At 41.0% G+C, this 17,556-nt stretch carries 14 protein-coding genes; 11 read left to right on the forward strand and 3 right to left on the reverse strand.

Annotated features, from left to right (window positions below):
- The coding region (locus KW850_RS13465; RefSeq protein ID WP_218348259.1) for an IS3 family transposase at positions 1–90 on the forward strand (90 nt) is incomplete at its 5' end.
- A 75-nt stretch (positions 91–165) separates the two neighbouring features.
- Here KW850_RS13465 and KW850_RS13470 read toward each other — a convergent pair.
- Positions 166–1,539 carry a GDSL-type esterase/lipase family protein gene (locus KW850_RS13470; protein WP_218348095.1) on the reverse strand — a complete coding sequence of 458 codons (1,374 nt, stop codon included), beginning with the start codon at positions 1,537–1,539 and terminating at the stop codon, positions 166–168.
- Positions 1,540–1,839: 300 nt separating this feature from the next.
- On the opposite strand from KW850_RS13470, the gene KW850_RS13475 reads away from it, so the two are divergent.
- Positions 1,840–2,607: a 3-hydroxyacyl-CoA dehydrogenase gene (locus tag KW850_RS13475; RefSeq protein ID WP_218348096.1), complete on the forward strand. Its 768-nt coding sequence runs from the start codon at positions 1,840–1,842 to the stop codon at positions 2,605–2,607.
- 63 nt (positions 2,608–2,670) lie between these two features.
- On the opposite strand, the gene KW850_RS13480 is transcribed toward KW850_RS13475, so the two are convergent.
- The gene (locus tag KW850_RS13480) at positions 2,671–2,877 is read right to left on the reverse strand and encodes a zinc ribbon domain-containing protein (protein ID WP_218348097.1); all 207 of its coding nucleotides are present in this window, start codon (positions 2,875–2,877) and stop codon (positions 2,671–2,673) included.
- Positions 2,878–3,021: 144 nt separating this feature from the next.
- Here KW850_RS13480 and KW850_RS13485 point away from each other — a divergent pair, with 144 nt between their 5' ends.
- From KW850_RS13485 to KW850_RS13510, 6 genes are all read left to right on the forward strand, one after another.
- A complete protein-coding gene (locus KW850_RS13485; RefSeq protein ID WP_218348098.1) occupies positions 3,022–4,767 on the forward strand; it encodes a sigma-54-dependent Fis family transcriptional regulator in 1,746 nt (581 codons plus the stop codon).
- A gap of 179 nt (positions 4,768–4,946) precedes the next feature.
- Positions 4,947–6,470, forward strand: a complete 1,524-nt coding sequence (locus tag KW850_RS13490) for a long-chain-fatty-acid--CoA ligase (protein WP_218348099.1) — start codon at positions 4,947–4,949, stop codon at positions 6,468–6,470.
- A gap of 235 nt (positions 6,471–6,705) precedes the next feature.
- Positions 6,706–7,851, forward strand: coding sequence for an acyl-CoA dehydrogenase family protein (locus KW850_RS13495; RefSeq protein ID WP_218348100.1), 1,146 nt, complete (start codon positions 6,706–6,708; stop codon positions 7,849–7,851).
- 14 nt (positions 7,852–7,865) lie between these two features.
- Positions 7,866–9,023, forward strand: a complete 1,158-nt coding sequence (locus KW850_RS13500) for a thiolase family protein (RefSeq protein ID WP_218348101.1) — start codon at positions 7,866–7,868, stop codon at positions 9,021–9,023.
- 118 nt (positions 9,024–9,141) lie between these two features.
- On the forward strand, positions 9,142–10,716 hold the full coding sequence (locus KW850_RS13505; RefSeq protein ID WP_218348102.1) for a fatty acid--CoA ligase: 1,575 nt from the start codon (positions 9,142–9,144) through the stop codon (positions 10,714–10,716).
- Between the two features lie 15 nt (positions 10,717–10,731).
- A complete protein-coding gene (locus KW850_RS13510; protein WP_218348103.1) occupies positions 10,732–11,826 on the forward strand; it encodes a CaiB/BaiF CoA transferase family protein in 1,095 nt (364 codons plus the stop codon).
- 73 nt (positions 11,827–11,899) lie between these two features.
- Here KW850_RS13510 and KW850_RS13515 read toward each other — a convergent pair whose 3' ends face one another.
- Entirely contained in the window at positions 11,900–12,544 is a 645-nt protein-coding gene (locus KW850_RS13515; protein ID WP_218348104.1) for an HAD family hydrolase, read from the reverse strand.
- Positions 12,545–12,743: 199 nt separating this feature from the next.
- Between KW850_RS13515 and recQ the strand changes: the two genes are divergently transcribed.
- The 3 genes from recQ to KW850_RS13530 all read left to right on the forward strand — a co-directional run bounded on the left by recQ (position 12,744) and on the right by KW850_RS13530 (position 17,433).
- Positions 12,744–14,876 (forward strand): DNA helicase RecQ, encoded by a 2,133-nt coding sequence (gene recQ, locus KW850_RS13520; RefSeq protein ID WP_218348105.1) that lies wholly within the window; start codon positions 12,744–12,746, stop codon positions 14,874–14,876.
- A gap of 145 nt (positions 14,877–15,021) precedes the next feature.
- Positions 15,022–15,792, forward strand: coding sequence for an ABC transporter ATP-binding protein (locus tag KW850_RS13525; protein WP_308128799.1), 771 nt, complete (start codon positions 15,022–15,024; stop codon positions 15,790–15,792).
- 3 nt (positions 15,793–15,795) lie between these two features.
- A complete protein-coding gene (locus KW850_RS13530; RefSeq protein ID WP_218348106.1) occupies positions 15,796–17,433 on the forward strand; it encodes a hypothetical protein in 1,638 nt (545 codons plus the stop codon).
- The last annotated feature ends 123 nt before the right edge of the window (positions 17,434–17,556 follow it).

A 17,556-nucleotide genomic window follows, 5' to 3' on the forward strand; every position in this document is an offset into this window, starting at 1 on the left:
ATGACCTACTATAACAATTTTAGATATCAATGGAATTTAAAGAAGATGACTCCTGTTGAATACAGAAATCATCTTCTAAATGTAGCATAACCTTTTTAAAAATGTCCTTTACAACGGGTACAGTTTACATTTTAACTGAGACCTGACCTTTTTTTATGTATTTTGTTATATATTCTCTCTTCTTTTCCTTTTTTGGACTTTCATGACAATTAATCCTGCTAAAATTAAGCCAAGACCAGTGACCATATAGTTGTACATTGGTGATGCTGTGTTCGGTAACTCATTGCCCGTTTCTGTAACAGAGTCGTCCGTTGCTGGGCTGCCTGTATCCATTGGAGCAGGATCTGGATCCGGATTGTTCCCTTTATCGCCAGGTGCAGGGTCTGGAGTGTTTCCGGTATCCCCAGGAGCAGGATCTGGGTCTGGGTCTGGATTATTACCAGGATCTCCAGGAGTCGGATCTGGATTGTTCCCTGGGTCACCAGGGTTAGGTGTTGGATCGTCTGCTTTTATGTTTTCGATCTTAATTGATTTAAAGGCTTTGGCGCCTTTGCTGTCTCTGACATAAATCGTATAGGTTCCATTTTCAGTAACCTCGAACTTGTTGTCTGTAATATTGGTCCCAACATCGACGGAGGCGAAATCATCAATTGTTTTTTCACCTGCAAGCCATTGCATTGCCAGTGCTTTCTTTGCAGTTGTGGACACAGTAATGGTCACAGGGTCCTTTGTTTGTTCTGTTGTTGAAGGGGTTAAGTCGATTGAAATCTCTGCAGGAACTTGTGCGGCTAATAGAGCGGTTGATAAACTAGCTAACACTTGATGACCCGTTTCATTCGGATGAACATCTCCGCCTGGAAAAATATAAGCTGCTTGATTTCCTTTAAATGCAGCGTATGCATCCGCTAATAGTGAGTTGGATTGAACAGCTGCAGCCAGGAATCCTTGGTTAACGGATGGAAGGAATAGTTCGCCAATTGGATAGAGGGCAGCTAATGTATCCGTAAATGGATTGTAAATGTTGTAAATAATAATTTGAGCATCAGGATTTTGAGCTTTAACTGTTGTCATGATCGCACCTAAGTTAGTAAACAGCTTACCCGAAATTTGCTGAATCACTGCGGTGAATACGACTGGGTCAGGTGGTGTAGAAGGGTTAGCCCTTAGAGCTTGAATATTTGGATCTTGTAAAAAATCATTACTGCCAATATCAATTGTAATGACATCCGCATTGTTAATAGCTTCGAGGTTTTCAGGTTTGTTAATCTCGGTTAACAGGCGTTCAGAAGTCCAGCCCCCGCCGCTGATATTTTTCGCGACGTCATATTTCCCATTTCCAATTAAATAGGGAAACGCCTTTAAGGATTGATGAGAGTTCGTTGGATCAGTATCTTTCTCTAAATTCCAGCCATATGTAATTGAATCGCCCAGTGAAACAATGTTTGGCTTGACGTTACTTTCCGCAAAAACAAACGATGAGAAGAATGAATGGAGTGCAAGCATTAGTATGAACAGAACGGATAAACGTTTAACCTTCAAAAATATTCCTCCTTTTAACAAATTTTTTCTACCAAAATCTATTATAATCTTCGTTTTTTCGAATATTCAATATATATAATTCTACAAAATATGCATTTAGTCCTATGAAGAAAGATTCAGATAAATTTAGCTGTAAAAAAAGAACATGTACAGGATTTGGTCACTTTTCGAACTTGTATGTCCAAACTACAAACAAAAATGCACGGCAGCATCTAGCTATAAGGTAAATGGTTAGAGGAAACCTCTCTGGCACAATACTTGCATAATAATAAAATATCATTCTTTTATGGGGGTTAAAATATGCAAATGAATACGTGTCGGGCAGTCGTTACAGGAGGCGCTTCAGGGTTAGGAGAGGCGACGGTTCGAAGAATTGTTCAAACTGGGGGAAAGGCGGTTATTTTTGATCAATCTGAAGAAAATGGTGTCCGGCTCCAAAAAGAATTAGGGGACGCAGTATTGTTTATAAAGGCCGATGTCACCAAAGAAGAGAACGTTCAAGAGGCAATTCATCAAGCAGCGGAATATATGGGCAGTGTAAATACAGTTGTCAACTGTGCAGGGATTGGTATTGCAGAAAAGGTGATTGGCAGAAATGGAGTCCATAATCTTTCGTTATTTTCAAAAGTTATTCATGTGAATCTAATCGGTTCTTTTAATGTGATTCGCATTGCTGCGGAGAAGATGACCACTAATGACGTAAATGAACAAGGTGAAAGAGGTGTGATTATTAATACTGCTTCTGTTGCAGCCTTTGACGGACAAATTGGTCAGGCAGCCTATAGTGCTTCAAAAGGAGGAGTTGTCGGTATGACTCTGCCAATTGCAAGAGAGTTTGCCCGCTACGGGATTCGCGTAATGACGATTGCACCTGGACTATTCCACACACCGATGTTTGATACCCTCCCGCAAGAGGCAAAAGATTCACTTGGAAAAATGGTGCCTTTCCCATCAAGGCTCGGATATCCAAGTGAATATGCACAACTCGTCCAAAGCATCGTCGAAAATCCGATGTTAAATGGAGAAACCATCCGGCTTGATGGGGCAATAAGGATGCAGCCGAAATAATTTAGGAAACAGTTATAGTGCTTAAAGAAGAGGGGAATTCCATTAGGAATCCCCTTTTGTTCATCACCCTCCAAAAAATAGGTCAATGATATTTGAAGCAGTGGATGTTTTTTTGTTATAAAACTCTGAGTAACCGCAGTTCTTGCAAAAAACAACCGTGAAGGTATTGTGTTGAATGTCAAACATCTTTGACAACCCCGTTCCTGTCATTGCTACATCCTTCGTACCTGTATCTCTGCTGCCACATTTAATACAGCCCTTTTCACTCATAGACTCACTCCTCGAATGATTTACACTTAATATTTACGATTAAGGCGGATAAAAGTTTCCGAATAGATTTGATATTGTTGAAATATTCAAAAATATCCCTCACTTTTGTTACAATAAGGATAGGTAAAAAAGGGGGAGCACAAAATGATCCAATTTAACGAGTTGATGACGCCAGTCGACTGCATGGTCACCGAGGATACGCCACTATCTGAAGCTATCAGTCTGATGAACAATAGGAAGTGGAACCTGCTGCCGGTAACAGACATGAGCAGAAAACTGGTTGGCGTTTTTACGAGAAGCGGCTTATTTCAAATGGTTATGGAAGGGAAGCCCCTTACCACCCCTATCAAAACATATATTAAAGAACAGGTTGAAACACTGCCGATTGCCACTCCTTATGAAAAAATTGAAATGATTGTGAAAAACAGTCAGGTGGGTACCGGTGTGGTTATTGATGATCAGAATCGGGTTGTTGGCATCCTCACGAAAACAGATATGGTCATGTCCTTGCTCCAAACCTCACAAGAATTAAAAACTGTAAAAACCTTAAAAAGAACATTAGAAACGGCATTAGATCATGCCTATGATGGAATTGTCATGACGGATGGAAAGAAAAACATCCAGATGGTCAGTCCTCCTCTACTCGAATTATTTAATCTTCAGCCAGAATCCGTTCTTTTTAAACCAGTTGCAAAAGTATTGCCTGAGCTTCTTCTAGACAATGTTTATCATTCTGAAACAGCTGAGGTTAGCGAATTTCTAGAGATCAATGGCATTAAATATATTGTCCACCGCATTCCAATTTTAGCGGATGGAAAAGTCGTCGGAGCGATCGGGAAAATAGTGTTCAGGCAATTAAACGAGGTCAGTGAGTTATTTAAAAAGCTACAAAAAGCGGAGAATAAAGCGAGCTATTACCATCAGCAATTTCAGAAATCAGAGTCTGCTAGGTTTACCTGGGAGAACCTATTAACCGTTGATCCATATATGGAAAAATTGAAGAAAAGTGCAGCAAAGGCGGCAAAAGGCAGGTCAACCATTCTTATACGCGGAGAAAGCGGCACGGGGAAAGAGTTGTTTGCCCAAGCGATCCATAATAGCAGTGCTAGAAGTTCAGGGAAATTTATAGTCGTAAATTGTGCGGCGATTCCAGAGGATTTGTTAGAATCAGAGTTTTTTGGTTATGACGAAGGGGCCTTTACGGGAGCGAGGCAAAAAGGCAAACTTGGCAAGTTTGATTTGGCTAATGGCGGGACCCTTTTTCTCGATGAAGTAGGTGATATGTCCCTCACATTACAAGCCAAACTGCTGCGCGTCCTTCAAGAAAGAGAATTCTACCGGGTGGGTGGAACGGTAAGAATTCAAGTGGATGTTCGAATCATCGCAGCTACCAATCGTAACCTGGAGGAAATGGTCAAAGAGGGACAGTTTAGAGAGGATTTATATTATCGTCTCAATGTAATTTCTTTATATGCTCCGCCACTTCGCGATCGACTTTATGATACAGATCATTTGATTGGTCGGTTCATGATTGAATTGAATCAAATTTTAGGAACGAGCATTACGGGAATTGATAACAGGGCAAGAGAAGCGATGCTTAGTTATCCTTGGCCTGGAAATGTCCGCGAACTGCGTAATGTCATGGAACGGGCGATGACCTTTGCTGAAAATGGAAAAATTAAATTTGAAGATCTTCCAGACTATCTTGTGAAGCAGGTTTCGAGCAATGAACCTTCTCTCAATGTATCACTGGTCGAAAACGCGGAACTCGAAGCGATTAAAAAGGCACTTGTCCAAGTGCAAGGGAATAAGGTTAAAGCGGCTAGATTACTAGGAATCAGTCGATCCGGTTTATATGAAAAAATAAAAAAATACAAACTATTAACATAGAGGGAAAAGTGTCCAGGAAATGGACACTTTATTGTCCTTTATGTTTGGACGAAAAACATATCGTCATTTAATGTTGAAGCTTTTTTCAGTGCAGAGGGACTACATAATGATTTCGTGTAGATTGGCATAAATATTGCATGAAAATTAGAGAAGTCTTTTATTTGAGGGAGGATTCATGTATGAATATCGGAAGCCTATTAGTGCAAAATGCCCGCAAGTTCCCTGAACTACTAGCCATTGAATGTGAAGGAAGAAGCTATACGTATCGCCAATTTAATGAAGAAGTAAATAACCTCGCAAACGGCTTGTTGAAGCAGGGTGTGAATAAAGGTGACAAGCTTGCATTGATGATGAAGAATTCCGATCACTTTGTATTTACCTTTTTTGCAGCTGCTAAAATTGGGGCAGTTGCTGTACCAGTTAACTTTCGCCTTACTGCCTCGGAGGTTCACTACATATTAGAGCAATCCGATACATCCTTGGTTGTGTGTGATAAGGAATTTGAGCCAATCATTGCTGCAGCCAAACAAGGTACAGATGTCCGTTTGGTTATTATCGTCGGGGAACCAGAGGCAACTGGATACTATTCATATGAAAGCATTCTATCTGATAACGAAAATGAGCCAGAAGTGGTGGTTTCCGAGCAGGATGATTTAGAAATCCTTTATACTTCGGGGACGACGGGGCGTCCGAAGGGTGCTCTGTTTGATCATAGTCAAATTTTTAAAGTAGGGATTGCTGTCGTCATTAATATGGGGATTAGACAGCATGAACGAATTCTCCATCTCGCACCGCTGATCCACTCAGCCCAATTAAACCTATTTCTTATTTCGGGTGTAGCACTTGGTGGCACACATATTATCCATCGCGATTTTCATCCAGTAAAAACACTCCAAGCGATTCAAGAGCATAAAATTACCCACCTATTTGCAGTTCCAGCCATGTATAACTTTCTTCTCCAAGTACCAAACGCAGCAGATTATGATTTATCTTCTATTAAAAGAGTCGGATACGGGGCGGCTCCCATGGCACCTGAACTGGTCAAAAAAACCATTCAACTCTTTAAAACAGATCAATTTTATAACCTCTGCGGCTTAACTGAAGCGGGTCCAGGAGGAATTCTCCTCGATCCAGAAGGGCACAAACGCCATCTCGGTAAGGGTGGGAAACCTATTTTCTTAACAGAAACAAGGGTTGTCAATGAAGAGGGTAATGATGTAATACCTGGAGTAATTGGTGAATTTATCGTTCGCAGTGACATGGTGATGAAGGAGTATTACAAAAAGCCGGAGGAAACGAAGAGCACCTTGAAAAATGGCTGGCTCTATACCGGCGACTTAGCAACGATTGATGAGGAAGGTTATATCACGCTGGTGGATCGTAAAAAAGACATGATTATTTCAGGGGGTGAAAACGTATACTCTGTAGAAGTTGAATCCGTTCTTTTTGAACATCCGAATGTCCTCGATGCTGCCATTATTGGTTTACCAGATGAGGTTTGGGGAGAAGCGGTTTGTGCCATTATTGTACCGAAAGAAGGTGCAGTGATTGATGAGCATGAATTAAAAAACTTTTGCCGTCAAAAATTAGCAGGCTATAAGGTTCCAAGGCAAATTTTTATCGAAGAGCAGTTACCGCGTAATGCTTCAGGGAAAGTACTAAAGTATCAATTGCGTGAGAAGATGAGAAATGTAACCATATAGAGCTATTTATAGGGTTTGGGAATTTTATTCCAATTATTGAATAAATCTAGCACTGCTTTGTAAAAATGATAAACGTTTTTGTAAAAAAGGACTCAAAATTTGTAAAAAAACTTCATGTTTACGTAAAAAAATACTAAATATTTGAAAAAATTATCTTTTAATCTAGTGAATTCCAATATTTTTTATCAAAACCACAAAATGTAAACGTTACCACTTAGAAAGAGAGGTTTTTGGTATGAAACATCTTTACTTAAATGAAGATCATGAAATATTTCGCAAGTCATTAAGAAAGTTTTTGGACAAAGAAGCATATCCCTTTTATGAGCAGTGGGAGGAAGACCGGATGATTCCGCGTTCTTTCTGGAAAAAGATGGGCGAGCAAGGATTTCTTTGCCCAGATATCGATGAAAAGTATGGAGGCAGTGAGGTCGATTGGGGATTTGCGGTTGTCATTAATGAAGAGCTGGAACGAGTTGGTTCTGGTTTAGTAGGGATTGGCCTCCATAATGATATTGTCGTCCCCTATATTACCTCCTATGGGACAGAAGAACAAAAGCAGCGCTGGTTACCGAAATGTGTGACCGGTGACATCATTACAGCCATTGCTATGACGGAACCAGGCACCGGCTCTGACTTGGCTAATATTAAAACAACAGCAAAGCTTGACGGTGACCACTATATTGTTAATGGCCAAAAGACGTTCATTACCAATGGGATTCAATCCGACCTTATTGTCGTTGCCGTCAAAACCGACATAAATGCCGTACCGAAGCATAAAGGGGTCAGCCTGCTGGTTATTGAGCGTGATGCACCTGGATTTTCACGAGGGAGAAAGCTAAACAAGGTCGGTCTCCATTCCCAGGATACGGCGGAATTGATCTTTGAAGATTGCCGTGTTCCGAAGGAGAACCTGCTCGGTGAGGAAGGCAAAGGCTTTCTTTACTTAATGGAAAAACTCCAACAGGAACGGCTTCTTGTCGCGATTGGGGCACAAACGGCGTCGGAAGTTATGCTGAAAATGACGATTGACTATGTTAAAAGTAGGGAAGCGTTCGGCAAACCTGTCAGCCAGTTCCAAAACACCCAGTTTAAAATTGTCGAAATGGCTACAGAGATTGAAATGGGCAGAGCCTTTTTGGATCAGTTAATTGCAGAGCATATTGAAGGAAAAAACGTAGTAACGAAGGTCTCGATGGCAAAGTGGAAACTAACGGATATTGCCAAAAGGGTTGCCGCGGAATGTATGCAGCTCCATGGCGGTTATGGATATATGGAAGAATACGAGATTGCGAGACGATTCCGTGACATTCCAGTTTCCAGCATTTACGCAGGTACCAACGAAATCATGAAAACAATCATTGCGAAAAATCTAGGATTATAGAGAGGAAGAGATATATGCGTGAAGTAGTCATTGTTGAAGGCGTACGTACACCAGTCGGAAGAAGAAATGGCGTGTTAAAAGATATCCGTCCGGATGATTTATCAGCTCTAACCTTAAAGGAACTAGTCAATCGAGCAGGGATCGACCCAGCACTTGTGGACGATGTTATTTGGGGTTGTGTGACGCAAGCGGGCGAGCAGGCTGGCGATATTGCGAGAGTAGCTGCGTTAATTGCAGGCTTCCCAATCGAAGTACCGGGAACAACCATTGACCGTCAATGCGGCTCCAGCCAGCAAGCTGTGCATTTCGCAGCACAAGCAATCTTGGCTGGTGATATGGACGTGGTGATTGCAGGCGGTGTGGAAAGCATGTCCCGTGTTCCGATGGGTTCCAACTACAAAGGTGCTGAAGAACCTTTTAGCCCCAATTTAAGGTCAAAATATGAAATGATTCATCAAGGCTTATCCGCCGAGCGGATTGCCGAAAAATATGGCTTTACCCGGGAGGTACTTGATCAATTTTCCCTTGAAAGCCATCAAAAAGCGTTAAAGGCACAGGAAGAGGGGTATTTTTCTAGGGAGATATTCCCAATCGAGGTAAAGCTTCCGGATGGAACAACGACCGTTATCAAAGATGATTCTGGTCCAAGAAAAGGAACATCCTTAGAGGCATTGGCCGGTCTTCGCACTTCCTTTAAAGAAGATGGAGTTATTCATGCCGGAAACTCTAGTCAAATAAGTGATGGATCCGCTGCTTTATTACTCATGTCACGTGAGAAAGCAGAAGAACTTGGTTTGAAACCGCGCTTCCGTGTCCACACACGCGTGGTGGTTGGATCGGATCCCACATTGATGCTGACTGGACCAATTCCAGCTACACAAAAGGCAATGGAAAAGGCGGGCTTATCTATCGATGATATTGATGTATTTGAAGTCAATGAAGCCTTCGCCCCTGTCACCCTTGCTTGGCTGAAAGAGACAGGTGCTGACCCAGCGAAGCTAAATCCAAATGGCGGAGCAATTGCCCTTGGTCATCCGCTAGGCGGCAGTGGAGCCCGTCTAATGGTGACGATGATGTACGAGCTGGAGCGAACCGGCGGACGCTACGGTTTGCAAACGATGTGTGAAGGCCATGGTATGGCAAATGCAACGATTATTGAGCGAATAGATTAAAAGTTATATAGATTCGCTGATTGAATACTGAAATTCGCTGATTGGCCTGGAAAATCCGCTGATTGACCGGGAAAACCAGCAGATAGACTATCAAAAAATGAATAATGGAGGCGATTCAATGACGACGACAATTGGGAAAATCTTTGATTTGACGGTGAAAAAGCATCCAAACAAACAAGCCATTTATGATGTCAGGAAAAATGTCCGCTATACTTATAAGGAATGGAGCGAACAGGTGAATCGTCTCGCCAATGCCCTTTTAGAAGAAGGGGTTAAAAAGGGCGATCGTGTATCGACCTTCATGTTCAATACCGAAGAATTAGGGACAGCTTTTTTCGCTTGTGCAAAAATCGGTGCCATCTTCAATCCGATTAATTTCCGCTTAATGTCAGAAGAAGTAGCCTATATACTCTCGGATGCCACACCAAAGGTTGTTCTTTTTGAAAAGGATTTAGAGCCTGTCATATCAGCGATCGCTAATCGCTTTGAGAAGACATCCTTTTGGTTTATTGATGAAGAAACACCCGCTTATGCTGCAAGTTACCAGGAAAAACTGGCTGCATCTTCAACCGAGGATGTTCAGGCGGACGTGAAGGAAACTGATCTTTATGCGTTTATCTATACCAGCGGAACAACGGGAAGGCCGAAAGGGGTCATGCACACTCACCGCAATATGGTTGACCAAAGTGTATTCTGTATTGCCTCATGCAAATTTAGTGCGGAAGATGTTGGATTGGTAACTGCGCCAATGTTCCATTGTGCGGAACTTCATTGTGCTTTCCTGCCAAGGATTCATGCAGGGGCCAGTAACGTCATTTTGCACCAATTCAATCCAAAGGCGATTCTCCAATTAATTGAACAAGAAAAAATCTCAAAATTCTTTGCAGCGCCAACGATGTGGAATATGCTCCTTCAAGAGGACCTAAGCAAGCATGATCTATCGAGTCTAAAGCTTGGTTCATATGGTGCAGCTCCAATGGCACCATCACTCGTCCATGCACTCCATGACAATCTAGGTATTTCATTAATTCAAGCCTATGGAATGACCGAAATGGGTCCAGCCATTACCTTCCTTTCAGAGACAGACCAATTGAGGAAAGCCGGTTCTGCTGGGCAAGCCGCCCTAAGCCACGATATTCGGGTGGTTCGGACGAGAGAAGACGGTCCTTCAGATCCTGATGATGTCGTTCCAGTCGGTGAAACCGGTGAGATTATTGTGCAGGGGCCATGTATGATGGTTGGTTATTTCAACCGGGAAGAAGCGACGGAAAAAGCCTTGTATAAAGGCTGGTACCATTCCGGAGATATCGGTTATCTTGATAACGAGGGATATCTATATGTCAATGACCGAGTGGATGACATGATTATTAGCGGCGGCGAAAATATTTATCCAAGGGAAGTAGAAGATGTCTTACATGCCCATACTGGTGTCCTCGATGTAGCAATTGTTGGCCAGCCAGATGACCGCTGGGGTGAGACTGTTACAGCATTTGTTGTTAAAAAAGATCCAAATGTCTCGGAGCAGGAACTCGATGAATACTGCAAAAACAGCGATCAGCTCGCAAATTATAAACGTCCACGAAAATATGTATTTTGTGAGGTACTGCCGCGAAATGCCAGTGGGAAGATAATGAAATATATTTTACGAAAACAACTCGAGGAGCTCTTCACCCCTGGCTCAACTAATTCGTAAAAGAGGGTCCTAATTATGTTAAAAGGTATTAAAGTCATTGATTTCACGAACTACTTGCCAGGCCCTTATGCAACATTACGGCTAGCAGAACTGGGGGCTGAGATTATTAAAGTGGAGCCGCCGGAAGGGGATCCTGCCCGGCATACGGGACTATCCAAACAGGGCAATGGCCTGGTTTTTCTTGCTAACAACCGCCAGAAAAAAAGCATCATCCTTAATTTAAAGGAGAAAGAAGGATACGACACCGCTCTTAAATTAATTGCTAATGCAGATGTCGTTGTCGAAAGCTTTAGGCCAGGAGTTATGGAGAAACTCGGTTTAGGTTACGAGGCAGTTCAAAAAGTAAAGCCTGATATCGTCTACTGCTCTATATCCGGCTATGGACAAAAGGGGTTGTTAAGTAAACTGGGCAACCATGACCTCAATTATATGGCGTTAAGCGGTGTTTTGGCCCAGTTCAAGGACAATGCAGGCAAACCTGTCCATCCATCCATAACCGTGGCTGATTATTTAGGCGGTTATGCTGCCAATGAACGGATTTTAGCCGGACTCGTGTCGAGAGCTTTAACTGAAAAAGGAAGCTATCATTCTATCTCTATTACCGACCAACTGGTGTCATTATTAGGAAACCATGTTATGGTTGAAAAAGAAACCGGGGCGGGAAATGGCATTAATGTTTTAAACGGAAGCATTGTTTCTTACGCTTTATATGAAACAAGCGACGGCAGGTTTATGAGCATTGGTGCGCTTGAGCCAAAGTTTTGGGAAAATTTCAGCCGTGCTCACGGTCGTGAAGAATGGATCCAAGCCCATTTTTCCACAACCGATGATGCGAATCCTGTTTTTCAAGAGGTGACGGCACTTTTTAAAAGCAAAACCTTTTATGAGTGGATAGAATTCGCGCAAAAGGTAGATTGCTGTATGGCCCCTGTATTAGAGATTGGGGAATTAAACACTAACCCCTACTTCCAAGAAAAAGAGCTAATCTTTGCTTCTTCCTGGGGAGACTATCAAGTAAAAATGCACAGTGACTTAGAGCAGGAATCAATTTCCCCACCGCCTCAAAAGAACGGGCATAAAGATGAAATATTGAATAATATATTGATATAAACAAAAAACTAGACTGTCGAGAAGTAATTTTGGCAGTCTAGTTTTTGTTAACGGTTGTATGTCTGAATGTTTTTCAAATATATTGCTTAAAGTTAAAATCAACAAAGGACTCTGATCGAAGGGTTTTTTTATCGAAGTTTAAAAAAGATGTAACTTGATTCGGTATCACGATGCATGTTATTCCTGCTTCGATTGCGGCTATAGCTCCATTAATGGAATCTTCAATTGCCAGGGCCTCTTGCGGTTCGACCTGTAATGCCTCTAAAGCCCTAAGATAGAGCGCAGGGTCAGGTTTAACTTTATCGACATCTTCTCTTGTTTTAATAACAGAGAAATACTGCCAAAGCTTAAACTGTTTGAGGAAACCCTCGACCCATTCTCGTGAAGAACTGGAAGCAAGCCCAATTCTAAACCCGAGTTCCCTAGCTTCCTCTAATTTTTCGACGACACCTTCACGTACTTCTAAAATACCCCTTTTTTCTAGGAAGCGGTCACTTGCTAAACGATTTATTTCGTCTGCATCAATCTTCATGCCAGTCTGTGCTTCTAAGTATTGAAAAAAAACTTCATCTGTCGTTCCAATACTTTTTGCAAATTCCTCTAGGGGCAAGTCCATATTGAACTTCTCTTTAAGCAATTCCTCAAATACATGAAACCAAATGGTCTCTGTATCAATAATCGTACCGTCAAAATCAAAAATCACAGCTTTAATGGCCATGGGCTCCTCCATTCTAGTCCGCCACTATGTATTTAGGTTGCTAGATAATAAATAATTGCTATTTTTGTCACAAATTATCTACCAAACGATTTCAATTTTAGCAAAGATTTACTTATTTTTATAGAATAATTGCTTTTTGAAAATCGAATGACTAGCAGTATAATAGAGTAAGAATATCATCGTTAAAGGAGGAAAAATGTTGTTTGAAAAAGCACTGCCTTTATTAGAATCCCATTTCGGTTATAGTTTCTTCCGTACTGGCCAAGAGCAAGCCATTCGCTCTGTTTTATCCAGCAAAAATACAATTACTGTCATGCCAACGGGTGGTGGGAAATCCATTTGTTATCAAATTCCTGCGCTTGTCTTACCAGGTACCACGATTGTTATATCCCCACTAATTTCTTTAATGAAGGACCAAGTAGATGCCCTCAATCAAGTCGGTATTCCCGCAACATTTATCAATAGTTCGCTAAGTTATGGAGAAGCAAATAAGCGGATGCAAGAAGTCATTCAAGGTGAATACAAGCTTTTATATCTTGCACCTGAACGTTTGGAATCCCAAGATTTTCTTGAGGACCTTTACAGCATGGACATCCCATTAATTGCAGTGGACGAGGCTCACTGTATATCACAATGGGGACATGATTTTCGGCCAAGCTATCGCCATATTCAAGAGTTAATTAAAAGTCTGCCGCAAAGACCAAGGGTATTAGCTCTTACGGCTACAGCAACACCAAAGGTTCGTGAGGATATTTGCGATTTATTAGGAATTGATGAAGAGAATACGATTATTACTGGATTTGAGCGGGAAAATCTATCCTTTACGGTCATCAAGGGTCAGGATCGGGACAAGTTTATCAAAGACTATCTAAAAAGGAATGATAAAGAAGCAGGGATTATTTATACAGCGACAAGGAAGAATGTCGACCAAATTTATGAAAGACTACTCAAAGCGAACATTAAGGCGGCCCGCTATCATGCAGGGATGGGCGATGTGGAGCGAAACCGAGAGCAGGAACGATTTCTAGAAGATAAGGCAACTGTGATGGTGGCTACCTCTGCCTTCGGGATGGGAATAGACAAATCCAATATCCGTTATGTTATCCACTACCAGCAGCCCAAAAATATGGAGAGCTATTATCAGGAAGCAGGCCGTGCGGGCAGGGATGGTTTGAAGAGCGAATGTATTTTGCTCCATTCCTCGCAGGATGTCCAGATTCAACGTTTTTTGATTGATCAGTCTAGTGATCGGAGCCGAATGACACAAGAGTTAGAAAAACTCCAGCAAATGGTTGATTATTGCCATACAGAAAACTGTCTGCAGGAATTCATTTTAAAATATTTTGGCGAAACGGAAACAGAACCGTGCGGCAGATGCGGCAACTGCTTAGATACTAGGACAAGCATCGATGTAACGAAAGAAGCACAAATGGTGATGTCCTGCGTTATTCGGATGGGGCAGCGCTTTGGAAAAACGATCACAGCTCAAGTGTTAACAGGGTCGAAAAATAAAAAAGTAACCGAAATGGGCTTTGACAGACTACCAACCTATGGAATCATGAAGGATAGAAGTTCAAAGGATGTCAGTGATTTCATTGAATTTTTGATATCACAGGAATTAATAGCGATCGAACAAGGACAGTTTCCAACCCTGTTTGTTTCACCAAAGGGAAAAGATATCCTTTTAGGTAAGCAGCAGGTCCATCGCCGTGAGACCGTCCAGGTGAAACAGGTATCCAAGGATGACCCATTATTTGAGGTATTAAGAGACGTGAGGAAGCAAATTGCCGAATCAGAAAAGGTACCGCCGTTTGTGATTTTTTCTGATGCATCCCTAAAGGATATGTGTGCAAGGCTGCCAAAGACGACGGAAGAGTTTTTACAGGTGAGCGGTGTGGGAGAACTGAAGCTTAAAAAATATGGCCTTGAATTTATCCAGGTGATCCGTACTTTCTGTGAAACAAATGCAGATTACCAAAGTGAGTTGGTATCTGTTGAGAAGGCTCCAAAGAGACCCGCAAAAAAAAACGGTGTAACCGAATCCCATTTGGAGACGTTGAAATTACACCAAAGTAGTCTTTCCATAAATGAAATTGCCGAACAGCGGGAATTGGCGGTCAGCACGGTTGAAACCCACTTGCTTCAATGCGCACAGCAAGGTTTAGAAGTAGATTTTTCCAAATATATTCCGTCTGAATACTTGCCGCTTTTAGAAAAGGCCTTAGCGGAAGCAGGACGTGACCGTCTAAAACCAATTAAAGAACTTCTGCCTGAAGAAATAAGCTATTTTATGATAAAAGCCTATGTTTATTTTATTAGTAAACAAAAATAGGCTGGTAATAGAAAAGGCACACATGGGGTGATATCCGTTCCATGTGTACTTTTTATTTATCTTAGAAATAAATGTAAATTATGTTAATATTAAACTACTAAATACATAAGAGGTGATTAGCATCGAACTTAATCGAAAGCAAGAAGTGGTACTGTCAATTAAAGATTTAGAAAAAAACTATGATAGGAAAAACGTTCTTAAAGGAATTAATTTAACTGTCTATCGAGGACAAATTATCGGTTATATTGGTCCAAATGGTGCAGGGAAAAGTACAACCATTAAAATTCTGCTGGGTCTTGAAGGGGACTATAATGGTAAGGTTGAGATTTTTGGTGAAGAAGTGACGGAGAAGAATATCGATTATAAAAGAAAAATCGGCTATATTCCAGAAATTGCTGAACTCTATGATAATCTTACCGCGATGGAGTATTTAACCTTTGTCGGTGAGTTATATGGTATGGACTTTCATGCTGCGGATGAAAAAGCGCAACGATTGATGAAGGTTTTTGGACTCGAAGAGATGTACCACGCTAGAATCGCTTCCTACTCCAAAGGAATGCGCCAAAAAGTACTGATCATTTCAAGTTTACTACATAATCCAGATTTATTATTTTTAGATGAACCGTTAAGCGGGCTTGATGCAAATAGCGTTATGGTCTTTAAGGAGATATTAGCGATTCTCGCTGCCCAAGGGAAGACGATCTTTTACTCATCGCATATCATGGATGTGGTTGAGAAAATTAGCAACCGCATTATCCTCATCAATGATGGGAAAATTGTTGCCGATGGAAGTTTCAAAGAATTGAAGGAGCAAAATAGGGAAGGGACATTAGAACAGATTTTTAATCAGCTGACAGGTTTTAATCAATATAAGGGTTTGGCTGAGGAATTTGTGTCCATCGTTCAAGAGGTCTAAGCAATGAAAAACTTTAAAACACTGAGATTCCTTGATTTATTCCTAAGATTTTTTGAGAGGTTTGGGATTAATTATCCAGTCATGAGGAGAATATTGACGGTCAAATTAACGATGGATGGTCGGAGGACCGCGACAATCTTTAACCAACAAGGGAAGAAAAAGAAGAAACCCGAAGAAAATGGCTTTATCAAGTCATTAGGGATGTATGTCTTATTAAGTGTCATGCTCATTCCTTTAGTGATATTTGGCGAGAACTATCTTTATCAGATGAGCATCTTCTTTGGAATCATCATGTTTCTTGTGATGACTTCGATGATTTCTGACTTTTCCAATGTACTTCTTGATGTCAGGGACAAAGGAATACTCCTAACAAAACCAGTGGAAAAAAAGACGCTCAATGCTGCAAAGACGGTACATATTTGTATTTATTTGTTCTTTCTCACAGGGGCGCTTACCATTGCTCCAGTCGTGATAGGAACATTTAGACATGGTGTTTTATTCTTACTCCTAACAATCATAGGGCTTATTTTGGTCAATTTTTTTATTGTCGTGTTAACAGCTATTATCTACTATTTCATTTTGAGATTTTTTGATGGTGAAAAACTAAAGGATATCATTAATTACGTCCAAATCGGCTTATCCGTTTCGATTGCTGTAGGATATCAGGTTCTAGGAAGAGCCTTTAGTATTGTCGATATGGAAATTTCCTTTTCACCCAGCTGGTGGCAATTCTTCATCCCACCCATCTGGTTCGGAGCGCCCTTTGAGTTAATTCTACAAAGAAATTATGACTATTTCCTATTCATGTTTTCACTGTTAGCACTAATCATCCCGATTATTTCCATATTCATCTATAGCCGAATGATGCCTTCGTTTGAACGGAACCTGCAAAAAATAACCAATAATAGCGGTGGGAGTAAACGTAAGGAGCAAAGTTGGAAAAGTTGGCTTGTCCGTGTTATATGCAGAAGTAATGAGGAGAAAGTATTTTTTCGCTTCGCCAATAACATGATGAGGAACGAAAGGGAATTCCGTTTAAAGGTGTATCCTTCATTAGGATTGGCATTAGTTATTCCGTTTATTTTTTTGTTTAATCAAATTCAAGTCAATTCCTATGCTCATCTGATCGCTAGCAAATGGTATCTAGTTATTTATAGTTGTAGTTTGATGATTCCAAATGCGATTACGATGCTGAAATACTCGGGTAAATACAAAGGTGCTTGGATCTACAAAACTGCGCCTATCCAGAATCTAGCACCGCTATATAGTGCAGCCATTAAGGTATTTATTGTAAACCTTTTTCTTCCGGTTTATGTCATTTTAAGTGGTATTTTTCTATGCATTTTCGGATGGAAAATCATTGACGATCTTTTGGTCGTCTTCGTTACCGCTGTTTTATATACGGTCATTTGCTCAAATTATCTGAAAGAAACATTGCCTTTTTCTGAATCATTTGAGGACGCCAAGCAAAGTGGAGGAGTGAAGATTATCCTATCATTTCTTTTGATGGCTGTTTTTGCCGCTATTCATTTTGCAGGTACCTTCATTCCGTTTGGTGAAACGATATATCTTATCTTATTGGTTGCCTGCACTTTTTTTGCTTGGCGATTGGCCTATAAATCATGGTGGAATTATTCATAGGGTGAAAGATTACAATTGATTATATTTTTAGAATATTCTTAATTTTGTCGATAACCCTCTGATATTGTTGATATTTCCCCGGGAATTTGTCGATATCCTTCCAACAACTAAAAGAACAGGGCA

The sequence above is a fragment of the Bacillus sp. sid0103 genome (assembly GCF_019219025.1).

Coding starts and splice junctions, on each gene's coding strand:
- KW850_RS13510 (WP_218348103.1), top strand. CDS start 10,732: ATGTTAAAAGGTATTAAAGTCATTGATTTCACGAACTACTTGCCAGGC.
- KW850_RS13505 (WP_218348102.1), top strand. CDS start 9,142: ATGACGACGACAATTGGGAAAATCTTTGATTTGACGGTGAAAAAGCAT.
- KW850_RS13530 (WP_218348106.1), top strand. CDS start 15,796: ATGAAAAACTTTAAAACACTGAGATTCCTTGATTTATTCCTAAGATTT.
- KW850_RS13500 (WP_218348101.1), top strand. CDS start 7,866: ATGCGTGAAGTAGTCATTGTTGAAGGCGTACGTACACCAGTCGGAAGA.
- KW850_RS13495 (WP_218348100.1), top strand. CDS start 6,706: ATGAAACATCTTTACTTAAATGAAGATCATGAAATATTTCGCAAGTCA.
- KW850_RS13475 (WP_218348096.1), top strand. CDS start 1,840: ATGCAAATGAATACGTGTCGGGCAGTCGTTACAGGAGGCGCTTCAGGG.
- KW850_RS13485 (WP_218348098.1), top strand. CDS start 3,022: ATGATCCAATTTAACGAGTTGATGACGCCAGTCGACTGCATGGTCACC.
- KW850_RS13515 (WP_218348104.1), bottom strand. CDS start 12,544: ATGGCCATTAAAGCTGTGATTTTTGATTTTGACGGTACGATTATTGAT.
- KW850_RS13480 (WP_218348097.1), bottom strand. CDS start 2,877: ATGAGTGAAAAGGGCTGTATTAAATGTGGCAGCAGAGATACAGGTACG.
- KW850_RS13490 (WP_218348099.1), top strand. CDS start 4,947: ATGAATATCGGAAGCCTATTAGTGCAAAATGCCCGCAAGTTCCCTGAA.